This window comes from Streptomyces sp. CGMCC 4.7035, from assembly GCF_031583065.1.
GTDB lineage: Bacteria > Actinomycetota > Actinomycetes > Streptomycetales > Streptomycetaceae > Streptomyces > Streptomyces yaanensis.
Genome location: NZ_CP134053.1, coordinates 3977440 through 3999972, shown reverse-complemented (window position 1 = coordinate 3999972; position 22533 = coordinate 3977440). Strand labels below are relative to the sequence as shown.

General features: G+C 71.7%; 23 protein-coding genes. 12 read left to right on the top strand and 11 right to left on the bottom strand.

The features are described 5' to 3' along the window. Positions 1-48: 48 nt before the first annotated feature. Positions 49-261 (bottom strand): hypothetical protein, encoded by a 213-nt coding sequence (locus tag Q2K21_RS17175; protein ID WP_310771668.1) that lies wholly within the window; start codon positions 259-261, stop codon positions 49-51. Positions 262-1283: 1022 nt separating this feature from the next. Here Q2K21_RS17175 and dhaK point away from each other — a divergent pair. Genes dhaK through Q2K21_RS17160 form a run of 3 tightly spaced genes read left to right on the top strand, consistent with a single transcriptional unit; the run spans position 1284 to position 3320 of the window. After that, complete coding sequence (gene dhaK / locus Q2K21_RS17170) at positions 1284-2276, top strand: dihydroxyacetone kinase subunit DhaK (protein ID WP_310771666.1); 993 nt, start codon at positions 1284-1286, stop codon at positions 2274-2276. Positions 2277-2311: 35 nt separating this feature from the next. Further along, on the top strand, positions 2312-2911 hold the full coding sequence (gene dhaL, locus Q2K21_RS17165) for a dihydroxyacetone kinase subunit DhaL (RefSeq protein WP_310771664.1): 600 nt from the start codon (positions 2312-2314) through the stop codon (positions 2909-2911). Further along, positions 2904-3320, top strand: a complete 417-nt coding sequence (locus tag Q2K21_RS17160; RefSeq protein WP_310771662.1) for a PTS-dependent dihydroxyacetone kinase phosphotransferase subunit DhaM — start codon at positions 2904-2906, stop codon at positions 3318-3320. Before dhaL ends, Q2K21_RS17160 begins: the two co-directional genes overlap by 8 nt. 76 nt (positions 3321-3396) lie before the next feature. Here Q2K21_RS17160 and Q2K21_RS17155 read toward each other — a convergent pair whose 3' ends face one another. After that, entirely contained in the window at positions 3397-4086 is a 690-nt protein-coding gene (locus Q2K21_RS17155; RefSeq protein WP_310771660.1) for a glycoside hydrolase family 75 protein, read from the bottom strand. A 304-nt stretch (positions 4087-4390) separates the two neighbouring features. On the opposite strand from Q2K21_RS17155, the gene Q2K21_RS17150 reads away from it, so the two are divergent. Further along, complete coding sequence (locus Q2K21_RS17150; protein WP_310771658.1) at positions 4391-5407, top strand: fibronectin type III domain-containing protein; 1017 nt, start codon at positions 4391-4393, stop codon at positions 5405-5407. A gap of 15 nt (positions 5408-5422) precedes the next feature. Here Q2K21_RS17150 and Q2K21_RS17145 read toward each other — a convergent pair whose 3' ends face one another. The 3 genes from Q2K21_RS17145 to Q2K21_RS17135 all read right to left on the bottom strand — a co-directional run bounded on the left by Q2K21_RS17145 (position 5423) and on the right by Q2K21_RS17135 (position 8555). Continuing rightward, positions 5423-5968: a PadR family transcriptional regulator gene (locus tag Q2K21_RS17145; RefSeq protein ID WP_310771656.1), complete on the bottom strand. Its 546-nt coding sequence runs from the start codon at positions 5966-5968 to the stop codon at positions 5423-5425. Between the two features lie 31 nt (positions 5969-5999). Next, entirely contained in the window at positions 6000-8015 is a 2016-nt protein-coding gene (locus Q2K21_RS17140) for an NADPH-dependent 2,4-dienoyl-CoA reductase (protein ID WP_310771654.1), read from the bottom strand. Positions 8016-8132: 117 nt separating this feature from the next. Beyond that, complete coding sequence (locus Q2K21_RS17135) at positions 8133-8555, bottom strand: MarR family winged helix-turn-helix transcriptional regulator (protein ID WP_386275837.1); 423 nt, start codon at positions 8553-8555, stop codon at positions 8133-8135. A 109-nt stretch (positions 8556-8664) separates the two neighbouring features. Between Q2K21_RS17135 and Q2K21_RS17130 the strand changes: the two genes are divergently transcribed. After that, on the top strand, positions 8665-9486 hold the full coding sequence (locus Q2K21_RS17130) for an alpha/beta fold hydrolase (protein WP_310771650.1): 822 nt from the start codon (positions 8665-8667) through the stop codon (positions 9484-9486). On the opposite strand, the gene Q2K21_RS17125 is transcribed toward Q2K21_RS17130, so the two are convergent. Next, a complete protein-coding gene (locus Q2K21_RS17125; RefSeq protein WP_310771648.1) occupies positions 9443-10273 on the bottom strand; it encodes a putative protein N(5)-glutamine methyltransferase in 831 nt (276 codons plus the stop codon). The two genes, Q2K21_RS17130 and Q2K21_RS17125, sit on opposite strands and share 44 nt — an antisense overlap. Before the next feature lie 347 nt (positions 10274-10620). Here Q2K21_RS17125 and Q2K21_RS17120 point away from each other — a divergent pair, with 347 nt between their 5' ends. Then, entirely contained in the window at positions 10621-11040 is a 420-nt protein-coding gene (locus Q2K21_RS17120; RefSeq protein ID WP_310781049.1) for a MarR family winged helix-turn-helix transcriptional regulator, read from the top strand. Positions 11041-11087: 47 nt separating this feature from the next. On the opposite strand, the gene Q2K21_RS17115 is transcribed toward Q2K21_RS17120, so the two are convergent. Both Q2K21_RS17115 and Q2K21_RS17110 read right to left on the bottom strand, forming a co-directional pair. After that, positions 11088-11804 (bottom strand): GNAT family N-acetyltransferase, encoded by a 717-nt coding sequence (locus tag Q2K21_RS17115; RefSeq protein WP_310771646.1) that lies wholly within the window; start codon positions 11802-11804, stop codon positions 11088-11090. After that, positions 11801-12727 carry a quinone oxidoreductase family protein gene (locus Q2K21_RS17110; protein ID WP_310771644.1) on the bottom strand — a complete coding sequence of 309 codons (927 nt, stop codon included), beginning with the start codon at positions 12725-12727 and terminating at the stop codon, positions 11801-11803. The genes Q2K21_RS17115 and Q2K21_RS17110 overlap by 4 nt, the downstream gene beginning before the upstream one ends. Positions 12728-12988: 261 nt before the next feature. Between Q2K21_RS17110 and Q2K21_RS17105 the strand changes: the two genes are divergently transcribed. The 6 genes from Q2K21_RS17105 (at position 12989) to Q2K21_RS17080 (ending at position 19540) form a co-directional block, all read left to right on the top strand. Continuing rightward, positions 12989-13594, top strand: coding sequence for a sulfite oxidase-like oxidoreductase (locus Q2K21_RS17105; RefSeq protein WP_310771643.1), 606 nt, complete (start codon positions 12989-12991; stop codon positions 13592-13594). After that, positions 13587-14360 (top strand): ferredoxin reductase, encoded by a 774-nt coding sequence (locus Q2K21_RS17100; protein WP_310771642.1) that lies wholly within the window; start codon positions 13587-13589, stop codon positions 14358-14360. Before Q2K21_RS17105 ends, Q2K21_RS17100 begins: the two co-directional genes overlap by 8 nt. Before the next feature lie 1279 nt (positions 14361-15639). After that, positions 15640-16224 carry an Rv1733c family protein gene (locus Q2K21_RS17095; RefSeq protein WP_310771641.1) on the top strand — a complete coding sequence of 195 codons (585 nt, stop codon included), beginning with the start codon at positions 15640-15642 and terminating at the stop codon, positions 16222-16224. Between the two features lie 123 nt (positions 16225-16347). Next, positions 16348-17316, top strand: coding sequence for an acetylxylan esterase (locus Q2K21_RS17090; protein ID WP_310771640.1), 969 nt, complete (start codon positions 16348-16350; stop codon positions 17314-17316). Positions 17317-17495: 179 nt separating this feature from the next. Next, positions 17496-18662, top strand: a complete 1167-nt coding sequence (locus tag Q2K21_RS17085; protein WP_310771639.1) for a serine hydrolase domain-containing protein — start codon at positions 17496-17498, stop codon at positions 18660-18662. Positions 18663-18802: 140 nt separating this feature from the next. Continuing rightward, entirely contained in the window at positions 18803-19540 is a 738-nt protein-coding gene (locus Q2K21_RS17080; protein ID WP_310771638.1) for a GntR family transcriptional regulator, read from the top strand. Here Q2K21_RS17080 and Q2K21_RS17075 read toward each other — a convergent pair. The 3 genes from Q2K21_RS17075 to Q2K21_RS17065 all read right to left on the bottom strand — a co-directional run bounded on the left by Q2K21_RS17075 (position 19523) and on the right by Q2K21_RS17065 (position 22470). Continuing rightward, entirely contained in the window at positions 19523-20314 is a 792-nt protein-coding gene (locus Q2K21_RS17075) for a thioesterase family protein (RefSeq protein WP_310771637.1), read from the bottom strand. The genes Q2K21_RS17080 and Q2K21_RS17075 overlap by 18 nt on opposite strands. Positions 20315-20437: 123 nt before the next feature. Then, positions 20438-21181 carry a class I SAM-dependent methyltransferase gene (locus Q2K21_RS17070; protein WP_310771636.1) on the bottom strand — a complete coding sequence of 248 codons (744 nt, stop codon included), beginning with the start codon at positions 21179-21181 and terminating at the stop codon, positions 20438-20440. A gap of 74 nt (positions 21182-21255) precedes the next feature. Then, positions 21256-22470: a cytochrome P450 family protein gene (locus Q2K21_RS17065; RefSeq protein WP_310781046.1), complete on the bottom strand. Its 1215-nt coding sequence runs from the start codon at positions 22468-22470 to the stop codon at positions 21256-21258. Positions 22471-22533: the final 63 nt, after the last annotated feature.

The window sequence follows — 22533 nt, the reverse complement described above, 5'->3', positions numbered from 1 at the left end:
CTCGCGGAGGATGCCTGACCAGCCAACAAAGCACTACTAAGAGTTGTGTCATTCGGTAAGACGCAGGTCGATCTGTGAGGTAGTCGTCGCCAGTCGGTGCAGGCGCTTGTAGTAGCGGAGCTCTTCCGCGTCCATGAGGAGGGGCAGGACCTTGTCGAGTTCGGTGATGCAGTCGCGCTTTGTCCCGATGCCCGGCCGCAGTGATCCGATGGAACCCCAGCTGCCGGAACAGCGGAAGCAGCACCTCCTCGATGAGCTCATCCTCACTGCAGGAGTCCAAGAACGCAGCGAGGCCCGCACGCCGCTGCACCTCGGCGGCGCTCAGGGGCCGATGCGGGTTCTTGGCGTAGAAGGCATCGAAGCCCTCACGGGAAAGCGCGACCCAGCGATGCCGAGTCGAGCCGTCGTGCTCCCAGTCCATGTCGAGGTCCCCGAAGAACCCCGCGACGCCCCTCCCCAGAGCACACGCCAGAAACGACGTGCGATCCATTGTGCCCTGCACCCACAGGGGTCCCAGGGCGGACAGCCACAGCCGAGACCACTCGACGTCAGAAGCCCCGTCGTACCGGAGACGCGGTCCGCTGCCAGCGTCGAGAGCGCACCGCCGTCTCGGGAAAACGCGGAGGCCGACGCGGCGGCCGCCGCCCCCATGTTGCGGGTCGATTCCACCACCTACGGTGCGGACGGGTTCTCAGGCCAGTAGGAAGCTACCGACGGAAGCAAACGCTGCCGACCATCCATCCCCTACTTTCGAACTGGGCGACGTACATGCGGCCGGGCCGGACTCAGACGCGACAGACCCCCGGCTGGGGCGACCCAGCCGGGGTCTGCATCGCCTGTTCTGTCACACGCGTATCACGAACACCATCGAGCACCGGGACCACAAGGACCCCACCTGCGCAAACGGTTGTAGAACGCGTGATCGTTGGCTCGGGGGCTGCCAGAGGGTTCTTCGTCTCCTTGTGGTACGCGACCTCAAAGGCAGCCCAGCTCAGCCAACGGTCCCACGGTGCACGCGGGCGGCAAGCCACAGCAGCAACGGACGTGACCTTCGCTGCCGCAAGGTCGATACTGCCCTCAGCAGGACTCCAGCCCCCGCTTGTCCACCGCGCCACGACTACCTGACGCTCCGTCATCAAAGTCAGCATCGAGTCAGCATCAGTACCGCCGGAACCCGCTTCCGACCGCCGCCGACCGCCAAGATCGTCAAGTGAAGACATCGCCTCTGAACCAGCGAAAACGCAGGTCAGAGGGCCACCTGCTAAGCCGCCTAGGAGGTACCCATGAGGATGCTGATCAACGTCCCGGAAACGGTGGTCACGGACGCGCTGCGGGGCATGGCGTCCGCGCATCCCGAGCTGACCGTCGACGTGGAGAACCGGGTGATCGTACGGCGTGACGCCCCGGTGGCCGGGAAGGTGGCGCTGGTCTCCGGTGGCGGGTCGGGGCACGAGCCGCTGCACGGGGGCTTCGTCGGCCCGGGCATGCTGTCGGCCGCCTGTCCGGGCGAGGTGTTCACTTCCCCGGTTCCGGACCAGATGGTGCGCGCGGCAGCGGCCGTGGACAGTGGCGCGGGTGTGCTGTTCATCGTGAAGAACTACACCGGTGACGTGCTGAACTTCGACATGGCGGCGGAGCTCGCCGAGGACGAGGGCATCCAGATCGCGAAGGTCCTCGTCAACGACGACGTCGCCGTCACCGACAGCCTCTACACCGCGGGCCGGCGCGGCACCGGCGCCACCCTGTTCGTGGAGAAGATCGCGGGGGCGGCGGCGGAGGAGGGGCAGCCGCTGGAGCGCGTGGAGTCCATCGCCCGGCAGGTCAACGAGAACTCCCGCAGCTTCGGTGTCGCGCTCAGCGCGGGCACCACACCCGCGAAGGGCACCCCCACCTTCGATCTGCCCCCGGGCGAGCTGGAGTTGGGCATCGGCATCCACGGCGAGCCGGGGCGTGAGCGGCGCCCGATGATGACGGCGCGCGAGATCGCCGACTTCTCGGTGCACGCCGTCCTGGACGATCTTCAGCCGCGCAATCCGGTACTGGTCCTGGTCAACGGGATGGGCGCCACCCCGCTCCTGGAGCTGTACGGCTACAACGCGGAGGTGCAGCGGGTCCTGACCGAGCGCGGCGTCCCCGTGGCCCGCACGCTCGTCGGCAACTACGTCACGTCCCTCGACATGGCGGGCGCCTCGGTCACCGTGTGCCAGGTCGACGAGGAGCTGCTGCGGCTGTGGGACGCGCCGGTCAGCACACCGGGGCTGCGCTGGGGCAGGTGAGTGGGGTCAACGTCCGTACCAGGCAAGGAGATCCAGTGCTCGACGCCGAATTCTTCCGCCGCTGGATGACGGCGGCCGCCGCGGCCGTCGACCGCGAGGCGGAGCGACTGACCGCGCTCGACTCGCCGATCGGCGACGCCGACCACGGCACCAATATGCAGCGCGGGTTCCGCGCGGTCGAGGTCACCCTGGAGAAGGAGGCGCCGGCAACGCCCGGCGCGGTACTCCAGTTGGCGGGCCGACAACTGATCTCGACGGTCGGCGGCGCGTCCGGTCCGCTGTACGGCACGCTGCTGCGCCGCACCGGCAAGGCCCTCGGGGACGCCGCCGAGGTCACCGAGGAGCAGCTGACCGACGCGCTGCGGACGGGTGTGGACGCGGTCATGACGCTGGGCGGAGCCGCGCCCGGCGACAAGACCATGGTCGACGCCCTGGTGCCCGCGGTGGACGCGCTCGGCGCCTCGTTCCGGGCGGCGAGCGCCGCCGCCGAGGAGGGCGCCCTCGCCACGACACCGTTGCAGGCCCGCAAGGGCCGGGCGAGCTATCTGGGCGAGCGCAGCATCGGGCACCAGGACCCCGGTGCCACCTCCTCGGCCCTGCTGATCGCCGCACTCGTGGAGGCCGCCGGTGAGTAACAGCGTGAAGAAGCTGGTCGGGATCGTGCTGGTCTCGCACAGCGCCGCCGTCGCCGAGTCGGTCGCCGAACTGGCCAAGGGGCTGGCGGGCGGCGGCATGACCGCTCCGGTCGCCCCGGCGGGCGGCGCCGTGGACGGCGGACTCGGCACGAGCGCCGAACTGATCACCGCGGCGGCCGCCTCCGTGGACCGGGGAGCGGGGGTCGCCGTGCTCATGGACCTGGGCAGTGCGGTCCTGACAGTGAAGGCACTCCTCGCGGAGGGCGACGAGCTCCCGGAGAACACCCGGCTGGTCGATGCCCCCTTCGTGGAGGGCGCGGTCGCCGCGGTGGTCACGGCCTCGGCGGGCGCGGACCTGATGGCGGTGGAGGCGGCGGCCACGGAGGCGTACGCGTACCGGAAGGAGTGACGGCGTTCCGTGGGAGCCGCTGCCGCGCCGGACCGGCGGCGGCTCCGTCATGTCCGGCCTCGGCTCAGCTGTGGCATCAGTTCTCGAGCAGGAACTTCCGCGCCAGTGCCTTCCCTTGGGCGACCGCCTCGTCGTGGTCCTGGATCGGGGACACGCGGGAGTTCCTGAAGACGATGTATGTCACCCCGAAGTCCGTTCCGCCGAAGCGCGGATCGGGGGGAATCCCGAGGGCCCTGGCGGTCGCGTACGAGGCTTCGCCGATGATTCCTCTCGGGCCTTTGTCGCCGACGACCGCGTACTCGACGCGATCCCCGTAGATCACGGCGGCGACGGAACCGCCGTACACGCCGTACGCGCGATGGTCCCAGATGGTGCTCGGGAGGGGCACCACGATGTAGGGCAGGGTCTCGGCGCTCAGGGACCGCCCGTCGGACTGCAGGTAGGCGGTGCCCTGGGAGAAGGACGGGTCGGTCCGCGCGTTGCACACGAGGCCCGGGCGTCCGTCGCAGTCGATGTCCATGTCGGCCTTCCAGAACACGGCACCGTGTGTGGCGCAGACGGGTATGTCGGCCCGGGCGCCCTGGTCGCTGCGGTAGCGGCCGCGTGACACCTGGGTACAGCCGCGCACCTTTGCCAGCAGGTCGGCGGCTCGGACGGTGCCCTTGTAGGACGACGGGGGTCCGTGTCGGTGGGCGGCGGTGGGGACTGTGGCGGGTATGAGCAAGGAGGCGCCGGCCGCGGCCAGCGTCAGTGACTGGACGAGCACGATGAGAGACCCTCTCCTGGGGGGCATTGATCACTCACCACCGTGGTGCCATTACCCGGCGCACGTCCAATGAAAGAGGGCCGGACGGGGCACAGGGCCGTAGGGCGGTGGAGGGCCGGGGCCGCATCGGGCCCCGGCCCTCGACCGCGCTCGTCGGCGCGGGATCGGCGACGACAGCGGACCGCGCCGTCGGCACGAACTGCCCTGAAGGGCAAGTGAGTTCGCACCGCGTCAAGGTCAGCATACGTAGGCCGGTGCGCCCCGGTGAGCACCACCCTCACCTCTTGATGTGCGCGCGTCAGTCATGGCATACAGGTACAGACCAATCTCCCATGGAGGGGGCAGGCCTGTGCGAGGCGTTCTGGCGCCGGTGATCTGCGGTTCGGTCCTGCTCCTCGCGTCCTGCGCCTGGGGTGACGGGGGTGACGGCGGGGGCGAGCGGCTGCCCTCGGCCCCGATGGGGGTGACCGCCGTCGCGGGCAGCGCGACGAGCGTGCACGTGATGTGGAACCGCTTGTCCGGCGGTCCGGCGATCACCGGGTACGAGGTCTGTCGCGGCACCAGGAAGGTGAGGGAGGTGCCCGGTGCCGAGCACATGGTGGACGTCACCCGGCTGACACCCTCGACGACATACGTCTTCACGGTCCGGGCCCGGAGCGCCGACGGCGCCCTCGGTCCGGCGAGTCGGGAGGTTCGCGCCACGACGCCCGCGGCCGTCGCCACCGACGAACGAGCGCCGTCCCGCCCGGGGCGGCCGCGTGGCAAGGCCGTGGGGAGCCGGGCGGTCCAGCTGGCCTGGGGACGGTCGAGCGACGACCGGGGCGTGGCGTCGTACGACATCTACCAGGGCGGTTCGAAGATCCACAGTGTGGGCGGCGGTCAGACGGCCACCGTGGTCACCGGACTGCGGCCGGGGACCCTCTACTCATTCACCGTCCGGGCCCGGGACGCGGCGGACAACCTCTCACCGGCGAGCGACGAACTGCGGCTGACCACCGCGCCCGGCTCCGACGCCGGGAAGGGCACCGAACCGTCCCGCTTCCGTGCCACGACGCACCGGGCCGACGGGGCGTACTACCTCGATCTGACGTGGGTGCCGCCGGACGCCGACGGTGTCATCACCGAGTATCAGATCCATCTGGACGGACAACCGGCCACCTCGCTCGTCTGGGGCGGCACCGTGCCGCGTTCCACGGCCACCTACAGCTTCTACGTGGGCCGGGAGGCCGAAGTCACCTACCGGGTGCGGATCCGGGCGAAGCTGCCGGACGGCACGTGGGGCGGTTTCTCGGCGGAGCGGGCGGTGACGACGGGCCGTTGACGCCGGCCAGGACGGCTATTCGTGCCCGGGCAGCTCCCCGAACTCGTCCAGGGCATGGGTCAGCCACTGGGTCCAGAAGGTCTCCAGGTCGATGCCGGCGCGCAGCACGAGATGCCGGAGGCGGTCCTGCGCCGAGTCCCTGTCGGGCCCGAAGTCGCGTTCCTCGATCTCCCGGTACTCGGCCAACTGCCGCTGATGCAGGTCGAGATGGCGGCGCAGGTCCGCCTCGATGCCGTCGGTGCCGACGACGGCCGCGGCGCGCAGCCGCAGCAGCAGCGCGTCGCGTGCGGGCTTGGGGTCCTGTCGCGCGGCCGTCCAGCGGGCGAGTTCGGCGCGGCCCGCGGGCAGGACCTCGTACGACTTCTTCTGCCCGCGGGCCGGCTGCTCGCTGGGGAGGGCCCGGATCAGCCCGTCACTTTCGAGCCGTCCCAGCTCGCGATAGATCTGCTGGTGGGTCGCCGACCAGAAGTAGCCGATCGACCGGTCGAACCGACGGGTCAGTTCGAGCCCCGACGACGGCTTCTCCAGCAGGGCGGTCAGGATCGCGTGCGGGAGTGACATGGGCCCATCCTAGGGAGGCGACGCACGGCGCCTACAGCGCCGCCGCCAGCTCCGTGCCCTGCTTGATCGCGCGCTTGGCGTCCAGCTCGGCGGCCACGTCGGCACCGCCGATGAGATGCGGCTCCCGGCCCGCGGCCACCAGCTCCTCGTACAGGTCGCGGCGCGGTTCCTGCCCTGTGCACAGGACGATCGTGTCGACCTCCAGGACCCGGCTCTCGCCGTCCACGGTGATGTGGAGCCCGGCGTCGTCGATCCGGTCGTAGCTGACGCCCGGGAGCATGGTGACGCCCCGGTGCTTGAGCTCCGTGCGGTGGATCCAGCCGGTGGTCTTGCCGAGCCCGGCGCCGACCTTCGAGGTCTTGCGCTGGAGGAGGTGGACGGTGCGCGGCGGGGCGGGCCGCTCGGGTGCGGCGAGGCCGCCGGCGACGCGGTAGTCCATGTCGACACCCCAGTGGCGGAAGTAGGTCGCCGGGTCCTCGCTCGCCTTGTCGCCGCCGTCGGTGAGGTATTCGGCGACGTCGAAGCCGATGCCGCCCGCGCCGAGGACGGCGACGCGCTCACCGACGGGGGCGCCGTCGCGCAACACGTCGAGATAGCCGAGGACGCTGGGGTGGTCGACGCCGGGGATCTCGGGGGTGCGCGGGGTGACGCCGGTCGCGACGACGATCTCGTCGTGATCGGCCAGGTCGCCGGCGGCGACGCGGGTGTTCAACCGGACGTCCACACCGTGCTGTTCGAGCTGGGTGCGGAAGTAACGGAGCGTCTCGTCGAACTCCTGCTTGCCGGGGACCTGACGGGCGACGTTGAGCTGGCCGCCGATCTCGCCCGCCGCGTCGTAGAGGGTGACGTCGTGGCCGCGCTCGGCGGCGGAGACGGCGCAGGCGAGCCCGGCGGGACCGGCGCCGACCACGGCGACGCGCTTGCGCAACCGGGTCGGGGACAGGACCAGCTCGGTCTCGTGACAGGCGCGCGGGTTGACCAGGCAGGAGGTGATCTTTCCGCTGAAGGTGTGGTCGAGGCAGGCCTGGTTGCAGCCGATGCAGGTGTTGATGGCCTCCGGGCGCCCCTGTTCGGCCTTGGCGACGAAATCGGGGTCGGCGAGCATCGGGCGGGCCAGGGACACCATGTCGGCGTACCCCTCGGCGAGCAACTGCTCGGCCAGCTCGGGGGTGTTGATGCGGTTGGTGGTCACGAGCGGGACCGAGACGGCGCCCATGACCTTCCTGGTCACCCAGGTGTACGCGCCGCGCGGCACGGAGGTGGCGATGGTCGGGATGCGGGCCTCGTGCCAGCCGATGCCGGTGTTGATGATGGTCGCTCCGGCGGCCTCGACCGCCTTCGCGAGCGTGACGACCTCGTCGAGGGAGGAGCCGCCGGGGACGAGGTCGAGCATGGACAGGCGGTAGATGATGATGAAGTCCTCGCCGACCGCCTCGCGGACGCGGCGGACGATCTCGACCGGGAAGCGCATGCGGTTCTCGTACGAGCCGCCCCAGCGGTCCTCGCGCCGGTTGGTCGGGGTCGCGATGAACTCGTTGATGAGGTAGCCCTCGGAGCCCATGACCTCGACGCCGTCGTAACCGGCCTGCCGGGCCAGTCGGGCGGCGCGCGCGTAGTCGTCGATCGTCTGCTCGACCTCGGCGTCGGTGAGCTCGTGCGGGACGAACGGGCTGATCGGGGCCTGGAGGGCGCTGGGGGCGACGAGGTCCTGGTGGTAGGCGTACCGGCCGAAGTGGAGGATCTGCATCGCGATCCGGCCGCCCTCGCGGTGCACGGCTTCCGTGATGACGGAGTGCTGCTCGGCCTCCGCCTCGGTGGTGAGCTTGGCGCCGCCCTCGTACGGGCGTCCGGCCTCGTTGGGTGCGATGCCGCCGGTGACGATGAGGCCCACTCCCCCGCGCGCCCGGGCGGCGTAGAACGCGGCCATGCGTGCGAAGCCATGCTCCGCCTCCTCGAGGCCCACGTGCATCGAGCCCATGAGCACGCGGTTGGGCAGCGTGGTGAAGCCCAGGTCGAGCGGGGTCAGCAGGTGCGGGTAGCGGCTCATCGGGCCCTCCGTGCGGTGTGTCGTGCGTCTGTTGTAGACGACGGCGGGCAGGTTGTGCAACTAGTTGCACAACCACAGCGACCCTCAGCTCACCGCGACCCCAGTCCACCGCGGCCCTCAGTCCACCTCCACGTCGTCGAAGAGTTCGAGCATCCGGCCCAGCACCCGCAGACAGGTCTGCACGTCGGCCTCGGTCAGCTCACCACGCACCTGACGCAACAGGGCGTGCTCACGGGCGGTGACGGCGTCGATGGCCGCCCGGCCGTCGTCCGTCAGCCGAATCAGCGAGGACCGCTTGTGGGCCGGGTTGGGGATGGACTCGACCAGCCCGCGCGCCGCCGCGTCGTTGACCATCCGCTGCACGAACTGCCTGCTCAGCGCCTGCGCGCGGCCCATCTGCGGGACGGTCATGGGTCCGTTCCCCCGCAGCAGGTCGAGGACGGCCCGTACGCCGACGGAGACTCCCTCGATCGATTCGGCCTGTTCCACCTTGCGCTGCACCCGCCGGTACAGCGGACCGACCAGGGCGAAGACGTCCATGAGGCGGGGGGCGAGTTCATCGGGGGCGAGTGGCGCGTTCTTGTCGGTCACGCCCACGATTATGACACCCAGGTTGTCAACTTCGGGAGAAGTTGACACCTTGGTTGTCATGACACACACCTCGGAGACGCAGACGTTCGCCACCGAAGACCGCCGCCTGGCCTATCGCGACGAGGGAGCAGGACCGCCGCTGGTGCTGCTGCACGGCGGTTTCCTCGACCACCACATGTGGGACGACCAGACACCGGTGTTCGCGCGGACCCACCGGGTGATCGCCCTGGACGCGCGCGGCCACGGGGCCTCGTCCAACGCGACCCGGCCGTTCCGCCACACCGATGACCTCGCCGCGATCCTGCGCCACCTCCGCCTCGGCCCCGCCGTCCTGGTCGGCCTCTCGATGGGCGGGGCCATCGCCGTCGACACGGCGCTGGAACACCCGGACCTCGTCCGCGCCCTGGTCGTCAGCGGCGTCGGGACCAGCGAGCCCGATTTCCGGGACCCCTGGACCACGGCCGTGAGCTCCTCGTACTGGCATGCGCTCGGGGCCGGCGACATCGACGCGTTCCTCGACGCGTTCTCGCAGTTCACCTACGGCCCCGAGCGCACCGCCGAGGACGTCGACCCCGAAGTCGAACGCCGCGTACGGGAGATGGCCCGGGGGACGATCGGCAAGCACACCCGCGACGAACCGGACTGGTCCGTCCCCGTCACCGACACCTGGGCCCGGGCGGCGAAGATCGAGGTACCCGTGCTGGCCGTCAACGGCGGCATCGACTCGGTCGACCACATCGGCATGGCGGAACGCCTCGTGCGCACCGTCGGGAACGGCCGGACCACGGTCGTCGAAGGCACCGCGCACTACCCCAACATGGAGCGGCCCGACGCCTTCAACGCGATCGTCGGGGACTTCCTACGCTCTCTGCATTCGTGACGCGTGTCCTGTGACGCCGGGTGCCGATCAACACGTTGGCATACAGCTCCTTCGAAACGGCGAGCCGCACCTTGAGGCCGCCGTGAGTGAACGCCTCGACAGCGGAGGGGACTTGGCGTTCGCTCGTCTCGACGAGCAGGCAGCCGCCGGGCGCCAGCCACCGGGTCGCCTCGGCGGTGACCCGGCGCAGGACGTCCAGGCCGTCCGAGCCGCCGTCCAGGGCGGCCAGGGGCTCGTGATCACGGGCCTCGGACGGCAGCAACGCGACCTCGTCCGTGGGGACGTAGGGCACGTTGGCGGCCAGGATGTCGACGCGGCCGCGCAGGTCGTCCGGGAGGGCGGCGAACAGGTCGCCCTCGTGGACGTGCCCGCCGTACGCCGCGACGTTTCCGCGGGCGCAGCGTACGGCGGCGGGGTCGATGTCGGCGGCGTGCAGTTCGGGCCCGTCGAGCGCCGCGGCGAGGGCGGCGCCGACGGCGCCCGAGCCGCAGCACAGGTCCACGACGAGGGAGGCGTCGCGGCTGAGGGCGAGGGCCTGTTCGACCAGGAACTCGGTGCGGCGGCGGGGCACGAAGACGCCCGGTTCCACGGCGATGCGCAGCCCGCGGAACTCGGCCCAGCCCAGGACGTGTTCGAGGGGGAGCCCGGCGGCGCGCCGGTCGACCATGGCGACGGCCTCGTCCGGCGTGCGGGCGGTGGAGAGAATCAACTCGGCCTCGTCCTCGGCGAAGACACAGCCGGCGGTACGAAGCGCGGAGACAATATGGGTGCGCGAAAATGGTGGCATGGAGCCGAGAAAGCCTTTCGGTGGACCGAAGGGCGCCCTCACGGTCACCTACGGGCGGTGAGCCGCGCTGTCCTGAGGTGAGAGCACCCGAGCCGACACAGCGGTAATGGGTCTCACCTCCTCGGCCACGAACCGGCCGGGACGATCCACGGCCAGGACGGTCACATTAGCAGGGGTCCGGACGCCGACGCCCCTGCCCGCCCGGTCGGCGCACGCACCTCGCACCCCTTTCGCCAAGTTGTACAGTGCAACCAGAGGTGCGAGGAGGTCCCGTGAAGGCAGTCGAGGGTTCGGACGGGACCGCCGTCACAGAAGGCGACGGCGCTGTCGAGACCATCCAGCGCGAGATGACGGTCTTCGCCCGGCGCGCCCGCGCCTCGGCGGGGCGCATGCACCCCGAGCTGTCCCTGGTGGCGTACACGTTGCTCGGGCACCTGGAGGAGAGCGGCGGCTGCCGGGCCACCGACCTGGCCGCGCACTACGCGCTGGACAAGTCCACGGTCAGCCGGCAGGTGGCCGCGCTGGAGCGGGCCGGGCTGATCGAGCGGCGGCTCGATCCGGACGACCACCGGGTGCAGGTGCTGCATCTGACCGAGGCGGGGACCCGGATCCTCGCCCAGGTCACCGAGAGCCGCCGGGAGGCGTTCCGGGAGCGGCTCGCGGGCTGGTCACGGGAGGACCTGGACCGCTTCGCGGGCTATCTGCTGCGGTACAACGCGGCGGCGGCCGTCACACCGGTCGAACCCCACGGCACAGCCGCCCGCTGACGGTCGGTCGGCGCCCGGCAGCTGCCCGAGGGGATTCTTTCTCGTCGTCAGATCCCGACGGCCTGCTGGTCCGCCGAGTGCTCCGGAACCCGCGCCGAGAGGAACTTCGTGGTGCGGCGCAGCCGGAAGCCGAGGGATTCGTAGAGCCGGATGGCGTTGGTATTGCCCGCGCTGGTGTGCAGGAACGGCGTCTCTCCGCGCTCGCGGATGCCGTGCGCGACCGCCAGGACCAGCCGGCCGGCCAGACCCTGACCACGGAAGTCCGGGTCGGTGCACACCGCGCTGATCTCGGTCCAGCCCGGTGGGTGCAGCCGCTCGCCCGCCATGGCGACCAGGGCGCCACCCCGGCGGATGCCCAGGTAGGTGCCCAGCTCGATGGTGCGCGGCAGGAACGGGCCGGGCCGGGTGCGCTCGACCAGGTCCAGCATCTCGGGTACGTCGTCGGGACCGAGCCGCACGGCCTCCCGGTCGGGCGCGGCGGCGAGCCCGTCGTCGACGAGCTGCACGCCGTCGAGGGCGAAGGTGATCTCCCAGCCGTCAGGAACCCGGCCTCGGAAACCGGGCAGCGGAGCCTCGGCGCCCGGGCCGGCGAGTGCCGCGAGGTCGGCCCAGTCGTCGGCGTCGGGCTCGTCGGGCAGACCCACCCACGGCGACACGTCGAGGGGGTAGCGCAGGACACGGCCCCGGCGCTCGGCGAAGTGGGCGTGCGGGCCGGTCAGCGAGGCGAGCGCGGGGTTGTCGAGGACGTGCCGTTCGGTGCTCATACGCCGACCTCGATCACGACCTTGCCACGGGCGTGGCCGTCCTCGACCGCGCGGAGGGCCTCTCCCGCCCGTTCGAGGGGGAACCGCTGAGTGATGTGGGGGTCGAGGTCGCCACGCTCTACCAGGCGCGCGACCTCGTCGAGCACCGCGGTGGTCCGGGCCCGGACCACGCGCGCGCCACCGAGCCGCTCGACGTCCTGGGGGGACGCCCCCGCGGTGATCAGCTTGGACCGGTCGGTCAGCAGGGTCGCCGCCTCTTCCAGTACGTCGCCGCCGACGAGGTCGTAGACGCCGTCGACGCCGTCCGGGGCCGCCGCCCGCACCCGCGCGGCCAGATCCGGGCCCGAGGGGACGTGCACGGCTCCGAGGTGCTCGACAAAGTCCTTCTTGCCGTCGCTGGCCGCACCGACGACACGCAGACCGAAGGCGCGCCCGATCTGCACGGCCGCCACACCGACCCCGCCGCCCGCGCCGGTGACCAGCAGGGTCGCACCGGCGGGCAGGCCGAGCTGGCGGATCCCGTCGTACGCGGTGGCCGCCGCGACCGGCAGGACCGCGGTGTGAGCGAAGGAGAGCCCGTCGGGCACATGCGCGGTCACCGCCGCGGGCAGCAGCGCGTACTCGGCGTAGCCGCCGGTCACCGTGTTGCCGAAGACCGCGTCCCCGACGGCGAAGCCGGTCACACCCTCGCCGATTTCCTCGACGACACCGGCGGCCTCGCTGCCGAACACCACGGGAAACGCGGGCGAGCCGGTCTCGCCGGGACGGCGGAAGCCCGTGCGCAGCTTCCAGTCGATCGGGTTCACGCCCGCCGCGCGAACCGCGACGAGGACCTGGCCCGGGCCGGGGCTCGGCCGGTCCACGTCGACGAGGGCCTCGGTCTCCGGGCCGCCGTACCTCGTGTATGCGTACGCCTTGGGCATGTCCTGCCTCACTCTCCTTCGCTGTCGCCGGACCACCCGCCGCTCACGCCGCCGGTACCGGCCACTACTCCGCAAGGAAGATCGCGGGGCGGCTATTCCCAGGCCGCGGGAGAGTTCATACATCCGCAATGATCGAGGCCCGGCGGGGGCGGGAGGCACGGCCGGCGGGCGCGTACGGTGTAATGCGTACGGTTGAATGCGTACGCATTGATCACGCTCGACCGGCGGTCCGGTCCGGACGGCCTGGAGGCACCACCCGTCATGAACGTCACCCGAGGCTTCACCGGGCGCCCGCGCGTCCCCGACCCCGGGCTGCCGCCCGGCCAGTACGACGCGGGTGACGACTGGCCCGTCCTGTCCGCCGAGGTCACACCGGATCTGGCGGCCCCGGACTGGTCCTTCCGGATCGACGGACTGGTGGCCGAGCCGCGCACCTGGAGCTGGGAGGACGCGCACGCGCTGCCGGCGTCGGCGTACGAGGGTGACATCCACTGCGTGACCAGTTGGTCGAAGTTCGGGGTGCGGTTCGGGGGCGTGTCCCTGGACGTGTTCCTGGACCTCGTCCGGCCCGAGGCGACGGCCACCCACGCCGTCGCCTACTCCCACACCGGGTACACCACGAACCTCCCGCTCGCCGACCTCGCCGGCGGCCGCGCCTGGATCGCGTTCGAGTACGACGGGAAGCCGCTGCCCGCCGAACACGGCGGGCCCGCGCGGCTGCTGGTCCCGCATCTGTACTTCTGGAAGAGCGCCAAGTGGATCGCGGGCCTGAGGATCCTCGACCACGACGAGCCGGGGTTCTGGGAGCAGAACGGCTACCACGCGCGGGGCAACCCGTGGGAGGAGCAGCGGTACTCCGGTGACTGAGACGGCCGTGACACCCGAACCCTTCGTTCCGCCCACGCGTTTCGCCGTTCCTGGGCGGATCGCCGTGAGCAACCGTGCGGCGGCCGTGTGGCAGACCGCGACGCTGACCGAGATCCGCCGGGAGACACCGCACGCGGCGACGTTCCGCTTCGCGGTGCCCGGCTGGGCGGGCCATCTGCCCGGCCAGCACCTGATGCTGCGGCTGATCGCGCAGGACGGTTACCTGGCGCAACGGCACTACTCGATCGCATCCCCGCCGGACGACGCCGGACACATCGAGCTGACCCTGGACCACGTCGAGGGCGGTGAGGTCTCCGGCTGGTTCCACACCGTGGCCAGGCCCGGGGACGAGGTCGAGGTGCGGGGCCCGCTGAGCGGATTCTTCGCCTGGCCCGGCGACCGGCCCGCCCTGCTGATCGGCGCCGGCTCGGGGGTCGTCCCGCTGATGTCGATGGTGCGTCACCACCGGGCGCGTGGCCTGGACGTGCCGCTGCGGCTGCTGGTCTCGGCCCGGGGACCGCGGGAGCTGATCTACGCGGAGGAGTACGGCGAGGAGACCACGCGAGTCTTCACGCGCAGCGCGCCGGAGGGTGTGCCCGTGGGCCGTGTGTCGGCGGCCCATGTGGCACCGCTCCTGGCCGAGGCGCCTCCCGGTGGGTGGGAGGCCTATGTGTGCGGCTCCAATGGCTTCGCGGAACACACCTCACGACTGCTCGTCGCGGCCGGGCAGCCGGTCGACCGTATCCGCATCGAACGCTTCGGCTGAACAAGGCCCGGCCGGAGTCGGGTGGCGGCGAGTCCGGGGCGCTATCGGTCGACGCCTGTGGTGACCCTCCACGCCTTTGGTCGCCGTCCACGCCTGTGGTCGCCGTCGACGCTGTGGTGTTCGTCCACGCCTGCGGTGACTGGGTGACTGCAGAGGCCTGGGGTGGCTGTCGGCACTTGTAGTAATGGCGTGCGGGAGCAGGGCCGTCGGCGTGCCGGTTTCAGGGGGAGCGCACGGTTGCGGGGGCGAACGCGCGGTTCCGGGCCCGGCAGGGCCCGGGTCCATGGGCTTCTGCTGGGCCGGTTCGCGGGCTCAACGGGGCTGGTTCCGGACGCTGCTGGGCCGATTCCGTGGTGGGCTACAGGCCCGGCCCCGGGGGGCTCGACGGGTACGGCCCAGCGGGATCGACGGGTCTGGCCCAGCGGGATCGACAGGTCTGGCCCCGAGGGTGAGAGAGCTGGATCCGGGTGCCGACAGGTCGGCGCTTCTTCGACTGGACAGGACCGTTCCGGTACTCCGCAGCCCAAACCCCGGGTGGGCAACGGGACCAGCCCTGGATGGGGCACAGACCCAGCTCCGGAATGGGCCGCCGGTCGGTCCGTCGACGCGAACCGGTCCCGGTCGACCCGAGGGACGACAGGCCCAGGCCGAGGGACGACAGGCCCGGCCCGAGGGACGACAGAACCGGATCCGAGGGCCGCCCAGGCCGACGCTGCTTGGGCTCCACAGGACCGTTCCAGTGCGCGACAGGCCCGCCCCCGAGTGCGCAACCCGCCCGGCTGCGGGGTGGGCCACGGGCCCCACTCCGAACCGGGCCGTCGGCCCGGTTCGGGGTGTCGGTGGGCGTGGTCGGTCCGGGGTTTCCGGGTCGGATGGCCGGGAACTTCGCCGGGGAGGAGAATTGGCATAAAAAGCCGTTCGAGTCGGAAGCACCCTATGCCGCGTACACACTGGTCCGTGAGCGGCCGTCCTCCGGCCACGGGTCGGCGAGCACGGTCGGTCCGGCACGGCTCGGTCCCGGGTGCGGGACCGATGTGGTCCGCCGCCGTCGTACGGGGCGGACGGGTGCCGCGCGGTACTTCGCCGAGGGGGCTGCTCGTGGCGGCGAGTGGTGCGCCGGTTCCCCACGGGGCTCGGATCGGTGGTACGGGCGTGGAATCGACGCCGGGTCCGTGGTGGACGCTCGCGTGCGGGACCGGTACGCCGGGAAAGGCGGACCGGCCCGGTCGAGGGGCTGTCGGCCCCTCCGCGAGCGGGACGTGGCGGCAAGGAGGTCGAGATGCGAACCCGGGTGCGCGGCTGGCGCTGGCGACGCAATCCGCTGCGCCGCCGATCGGATGTCATCGAGGCGTGGACGTCGCTGATCGTCGCTGTTCTGCTGTGTGTCGGGGCCCCGCTCGTCGGCACGGCCGCGGGCTGGTGGGCGTACGACAACGCGCACGCGACCCAGGTGTCCCTGCGTGCCCACCGCCATCAGGTGCCCGCGGTACTCGCCGAGGACGCCCCGGCCGCGGTGCCCTCCGCGCAGGGCGGCAAACAGCCCCTGTACGGGGTGAAGGTGCACTGGACCGAGCCGGGCAAGGGCACGCGCACGACGGTCGCCCAGGTCCCGGCGGGCTCGCGGCACGGCGACCGGGCGGAGGTGTGGCTGGACGCCAAGGGCCACGGCGTCGCACCGCCGCCGAGCAACGCCGCGGTGTGGCAGCAGACCCTGACGGCCGGTGTGTGGGCCGCGGGCGGTCTGGTGGGGACCGTCCTGCTGGCGCGCGCCGTGATCGGCCGGGTCGCCGAGCGGCACCGCATGGAGGAGTGGGAGGCCGAATGGGCCCGTCAGGGGCCGAATTGGGGGCGGCGCACGGCATGACAGGGTGAGGACCCACGCCCCTCGGGCTTTCCCCGGGCCGCAAGGCTTCGAGGTCTGGTGGGGTCCCGACAGGCCACCTTACGGTGTGATCATCCGCACGCCTGACGTCAAAGGTGGTCCTTCATGGCCCTGTTCGACCTGTCGCTCGACGAGCTCCGCGAGTACCGCAGCGCTTCCGCGGAGCCCGCGGACTTCGACGCGTTCTGGACGAAGACACTCCAGGAGACCCGCGAGCACGACCTCGACGCCCGCTTCGAGCCCGTCGAGACGGGTCTGAAGACGGTCCAGGTGTACGACGTGACGTTCGCCGGGTTCGGCGGCCATCCGGTGAAGGGCTGGCTGACCGTGCCGACGTCCACGGACGGGCCGCTGCCGACGGTCGTGGAGTTCATCGGCTATGGCGGCGGGCGCGCCCTTGCGCACACACACCTGCTGTGGGCGTCGGCGGGGTTCGCGCACTTCGTGATGGACACGCGAGGCCAGGGCAGCGCGTGGGGAGGCGGCGGCGAGACGCCGGACCCGGTGGGCAGCGCCCCGGCGTTTCCCGGATTCATGACGCGCGGCGTCGACGAGCCCGAAAACTACTACTACCGGCGGGTCTTCACGGACGGCGTGCGGGCCGTCGAGGCGGCCCGTTCGCACCCGCTGACCGACGCCTCCCGCACCGCGGCCGTGGGCTCCAGCCAGGGCGGCGGCATCACGCTCGCGGTCGGCGGACTCGTACCGGACCTGGTGGCGGTGGCGCCGGACGTGCCGTTCCTGTGCGACTTCCCGCGCGCGACGAGGCTGACGGACCGCGACCCGTACCGGGAGATCGGCAACTACCTCAAGACGCACCGTGGCCGCACCGAGCGGGTAATGCGGACGCTGTCGTACTTCGACGGTGTGCACTTCGCGGCGCGCGGTCGGGCGCCAGCGCTGTTCTCGGCGGCACTGGAGGACCAGACGTGCCCGCCGTCGACGGTCTTCGCCGCGTTCAACGCGTGGGCGCACGAGGACAAGACGATCGAGGTCTACGAGTTCAACGACCACGAGGGCGGCGGCCCTTACCAGGAGGCGGTCAAGCTGCGCTGGCTGCCGGCCCGCTTCTGAAAGGGGCGACCTAGCGGCTCAGTTCCGGGCCGCTCGGACGTTCTTCACCTGACGGCAGGCGCGCGGTGGCCGTCTCGGCGGGGTGCGTCCAACGGGTTCCCTCCAAGTCCGACCAGTCGGTACGTTCATCACGTCCGGCTGCCCGGCCGGGCCCCGTCGCGACGGACCACGGAGGGCCCATGTCCCAGTACGCACCCCAGGTGGACGGCCGGTGCGACCCGCGTTTCACGTCGGTGCGCACGGCGTTCGAGGAGAACTTCCGCGGGCGGGAGGAGCTGGGCGCGGCGGTCACGGTCACGGTGGACGGCGAGACCGTGGTGGATCTGTGGGGCGGCTGGGCGGATGCGGCACGCACGCGCCCCTGGGAGCGCGACACGGTGGTCAACGTCTGGTCCACGACCAAGGGCCCGGCCGCCCTGTGTCTGCACATCCTGGCCGATCGCGGCCTGCTCGACCTCGACGCGCCGGTGGCCACGTACTGGCCCGAGTTCGCGGCCGCGGGCAAGGAGTCGGTGCTCGTACGGCATCTGCTCTCCCACCGCGCCGGCCTGGCCGGGCTGCGGGAGCCGCACTCGGCGGACCAGCTCTACGACTGGGAGCTGACCGTCGCGCGGCTCGCGGCGACGGAGCCCTGGTGGCAGCCGGGGACGCGGAGCGGCTACCACGCGCTGACCTACGGGTTCCTGGTGGGCGAGGTGGTCCGACGGGTGTCGGGGCTACTGCCGGGCGCGTTCCTGGAGCGGGAGGTGACCGGGCCGCTCGGCATCGACTTCACCATCGGGCTCCCCGAGAAGGAGGCGGGACGGGCGGCGGAGCTGGTGCAGCCGCCGATCGCGGACAGCACCGAACAGGCGGCGGTCTTCGCCCAGTTGGCACCGGCGGCGCTGGCGGCACTGGCCAACCCCCTCGTGGGCGCCGCCGAGGCCAACAGTCCCGAGTGGCGGGCGGCCGAACTCCCGGCGCTCAACGGCCACGGCACGGCCCGCGCGGTCGCCGCGCTGTATGGGATCCTCGCCCGCCGGGGGTCGTGGGACGGGCGGCAGGTGCTGTCCCCGGAAGCGGCCGAGCGGGTGCGCGAGGGGCAGGGCAGCTGCCGTGACCTGGTGCTGGGCGCCGGTCTGGGGAGGGACACGGAGATCGGACTCGGGCTCTGGCTCAGCGGATCCGAGGGTTCGTACGGGCCGAACCCGAGGGCTTTCGGACACGACGGCTTCGGCGGCTCCTGCGGTCTCGCGGACCCCGAGGCGGGCGTGTCACTGGGCTACGTCATGAACCGCATGGGCCCGCACATCGCCGATGACCCGAGGAAGATGGCGCTGATCGACGCCCTGTACAGCGCCCTGTAGGGACACCTGGCGGCACGGGGGCACGGATGGGAATCGGCCGAACTCCCTGGCCACTCTTCCCTGGTGGTTTAGACCAATGCTAGATCTGGTCGCGCATCGATCCCGCACGGCTACGTCTTGTCACCAGGAGGCGCGCGGACATGGCCCGCATCATCCCCCGACCCGATCACTCACACCCCCGTCCGCGCGAGGAGCCGCTGTACTGGCACATCGCCACCGAGCTGCTACGCGAGTTACGCGACGGCACCATCCCACCCGGGGAACGACTGCCCGCGGAACGGCAGTTGGCCGCACACTTCCGCGTCAGCCGGGAGACCGTGCGCCAGGCCCTGCAGATCCTGCGCCGCGGGGGGCTGGTCGCCACCGACCGGCGCGGCAGCCACGCCATGCTGCCCGGCCCCACCGCCGAGCACGTCCCCTCGCTCGTCTTTCCGGTGGGGGCGCAGGACGCCGAGCCCGGCCGGGCGGCGGTCACCTGGGAGGTCCCCTCCCCCGAGCACGCGCGGACGCTCGGCCTCGCACCACGGCGGCCGACCCTCGTCCACCGGTACGCGTCGGCGGCCGCCGACGGAAGTGGCGTACGGAGGGCTGTCACGTCGTTCTCCGCAGTCGCCGTCACGGAGGTACCGGAACTTGCCCGCTACCGGGACCGGGCGGACGGCCGCGCCTCGGCCGAACTGAGCCGCGCCTACGACTGGATGCGCACGGCGGGGCTGACCCTGCACCACCGCGACACGATCACTCCGCTGCCGCCGTCCGTGCGAGTGACCCGGCGCGTGCACGACCAGTGGGACCGGCCTCTGGAGATCACCGATCTCGTGGTGGAGGCCCAACGGGACGCGCTGATCTACGAGTTCACGCTACCGGCGGCCGGGTGAACGGTCCTGCACGACGCGGGCCTGGCGAGCGAGGGCGAGCAGACGGCCGTCGGCCGACCACACCTCGCTGTCGTCGACCGCCCAGCCGCCGCCGGCCTGTGCCGTCCGCATCCACACGAGGGCCCAGCCCTCCGGGACGCCGTCGTCCAGTGCGTCGGTGAAGTGGACCGTCAGCTCGGCGGTCGGCACGGGCCGCGCGGTGCGCCAGCACGCGTAGAGGCCGGGCGGCAGCACATCGGTGAGCGTGACGACCGCGCCGGCGTCGAGCGCTCGACCGTCGGCGAACCGTACCCAGGCGAGGAGTTCCGCGCGCTCGCCTCCGCCGAGCGGCCGGTCGTCACTGGCCGGCCGTATCTCCACCTGCTCGGCGAACGGCGCGAGGCCGAAGGGCAGATCGAGCGACGCGCAGTCGTCCGGCGCCGGTACGCCGGGCGCCTGCCTGCCGTCGTACGAGGGTCCGGGGCGCCCGGAGCCGAAGACGGCCGAGCCGACGACGACCGGCCCCCCGCCCTGATGGCCGGTGAACAGGCAGGTCGCGGTGCGGCGGCCGGTCGCGGGCGCGGTCCCGGAGACATGGAGAGGGCGGGCTTCGACGGGGGCCAGGAGGTGGGTGGTCAGGGTGCGGACCGGGTGGGCTCCGCCGGGGAACCGTTCGCGTACGGCGTCCAAAGCCACGGCCGCGACGTGCCCTCCGTGCGCTCCCGCCCAGGACCACCACAGGGGATCGACCGCGCTTTCCCTCGGCGCCAGAGGGACCGGAGATGAAGCGCTCATCGGGTTCTTCCTCACAGGAGAAAAAGTTTGAAAAGCAGACTCACTCTAAACGATTGGGTTGGAAAAACAAACCGACATGAGGGCAGGCCGGTACCCGGAACCGGCCGAACGTGATCGACCCGGTCAGATCCGGGGTGTGCCGCTCCCCCGCGTCGCCACGATCAGCCGACAGCGCGGGCTGCCGTCGGGCCGGCGCCCGAAGTCGGGCAGCGCCTGGTGCTCCACCGTGAAGCCGGCGCGCGTCAGCTCCCGGCGCACGTCGCCGAAGCGGAACGCCCGGTAGTACATGACGAACGGCGGCCGCCAGAGGGCGTTGCGGACGCGCATCGCGGTGTCGAAGCCGAGCAGTGCCCAGTACCAGGGCGACGAGGGACGCGGCGGGGCCCCGATCGGGAACACGAACCGCCCGCCCGGCCGCAGCACGGAGTGAACCTGCGCGAAAAGGCCGGGCAACTCGCCCGGCAGGAAGTGACCGAAGGCGCCGAAGCTGACGACCAGGTCGAAGACGCGGCCGAAGGGCAGGGCACGGGCGTCGCCGCGCACCCAGGCGACGCGCGACGGGCCGTCGGACCGTACCCCTTCCCGGCCGACGGCGAGCATCCCCGCACTGAAGTCGAGACCGGTCACGCTCCGGCGGCACACCGTGCGCAGCACGTCCATCCCCGCGCCCGTACCGCAGCACAGATCGAGCCCGTGATCGAAGGGGCCCATGTTCCGAAGGGCCCCCTGGACGGTGTCGAGGACCGTGTCAGGCGTCCGGAAGGGGGTGTGGTCGAACTTGGGTGCGAGCAGGTCGTAGCCGCGCTCGACCGAGGACAGCGCCTGAACGGCCAGCTCGCGCAGGGAGGGACCATGCGGGGAGAACATCACGGCCAGTTTAGGAGCAACGTGGGGCGGACGGGATCGCGTTCGAGTGAGCGCGGGGTACGGACCGGATCATCTCAGGGCCGCGGACGCACGGGAAGCGATCGCACGCTGTTGCCCACGAAGCTGGAGTGGCGGGAGAGCTCGTTCTCCGGCACGGCGAGTTCCAGGCCGGGGAAGCGGGTGAAGAGCCGCTCCAGCGCGACGCCGGCCTCCAGCCGGGCCAGCGGTGCGCCCAGGCAGAAGTGGGCGCCGTACCCGAGGGAGAGATGCCGTACGGCGTCCGTTCGTCGGGGCCTGGTCACGTCGAACCGGTCGGCGTCCGCCCCGTGGACGGCCGGATCGCGCCCGGCGGCGGAGTACCCGGCGAGTACGGGCGTGCCCTTGGGTATGACGATCCCGTCCACGGTCAGGTCCCGCACCGGGTAACGGAACGGGAAGTAGCTGACGGGTGCGTCCCAGCGCAGCGTCTCCTCGACGACGTCGCCCCAGCCCGCCTCGCCCTTGCGGACGAGTTCGAGCTGGTCGCGGTGAGCGCACAACGCCCGTACGGCGTTGGTGATCAGGTTCAGCGTGGTCTCGTGTCCGGCGATGATCATCAGCACCAGGGTGCCGATCAGCTCCTGTTCGCCGAGCCGGTCGCCCTCCTCGTCCCGGGCGGCAATGAGCGCGCTGGTGAGGTCGTCACCGGGCCGCTCGGCCTTGGCCGCGGCGATCTCGCCGAGGACGGCGACGAGTTCGCGGTTGGCGGCGACGGCCTGCTGTGGGCCGATGTCGGTGGCGACGACCTGGTTGGACAGATGATGCAGTCGGTCCCGGTACCTGTCCTCGACACCGAGCAGTTCACTGATGACGCCCATCGGCAGGGGCAGCGCGAAGTGCCGCCGCAGGTCGGCCACTCCGCCGCCGGACGCGGCAGCATGGTCGAGGTCGTCGAGCAGGGAGATGGTCAACTGCTCGATGCGGGGCCGTAGTTCCTCGACACGCCGAGCCGTGAACGCCCGGCTCACCAGCGACCGCAGTCGCCGGTGGTCCTCCCCGTCGGCGGTCGTCATGCCCCGCACCGTCGCGAAGGTCATCAGCGGCCAGCCACGGGGGATCCGCCCCTCCCGCAGTGCCGTGAAGTGCCGTGCGTCCTTGGCGACATCGGGATGCGCGAGGAACTCCCTGAGCGCATCGTGCCCGAGTACGGCCATCCCCTCCATCTCCCCGGGCAGGACGACCGGCGCGACCGCACCCCGCGCGAGCAGCCGCGCGTTGGCGGCGTGCGGGCAGCCGCCGGAGGGGTCCATGCGGTGCGGTGCCGCGGGAGAGATTTCCACCGGTAACTCCTTGTCACGGGGGGTCGGGTCGAC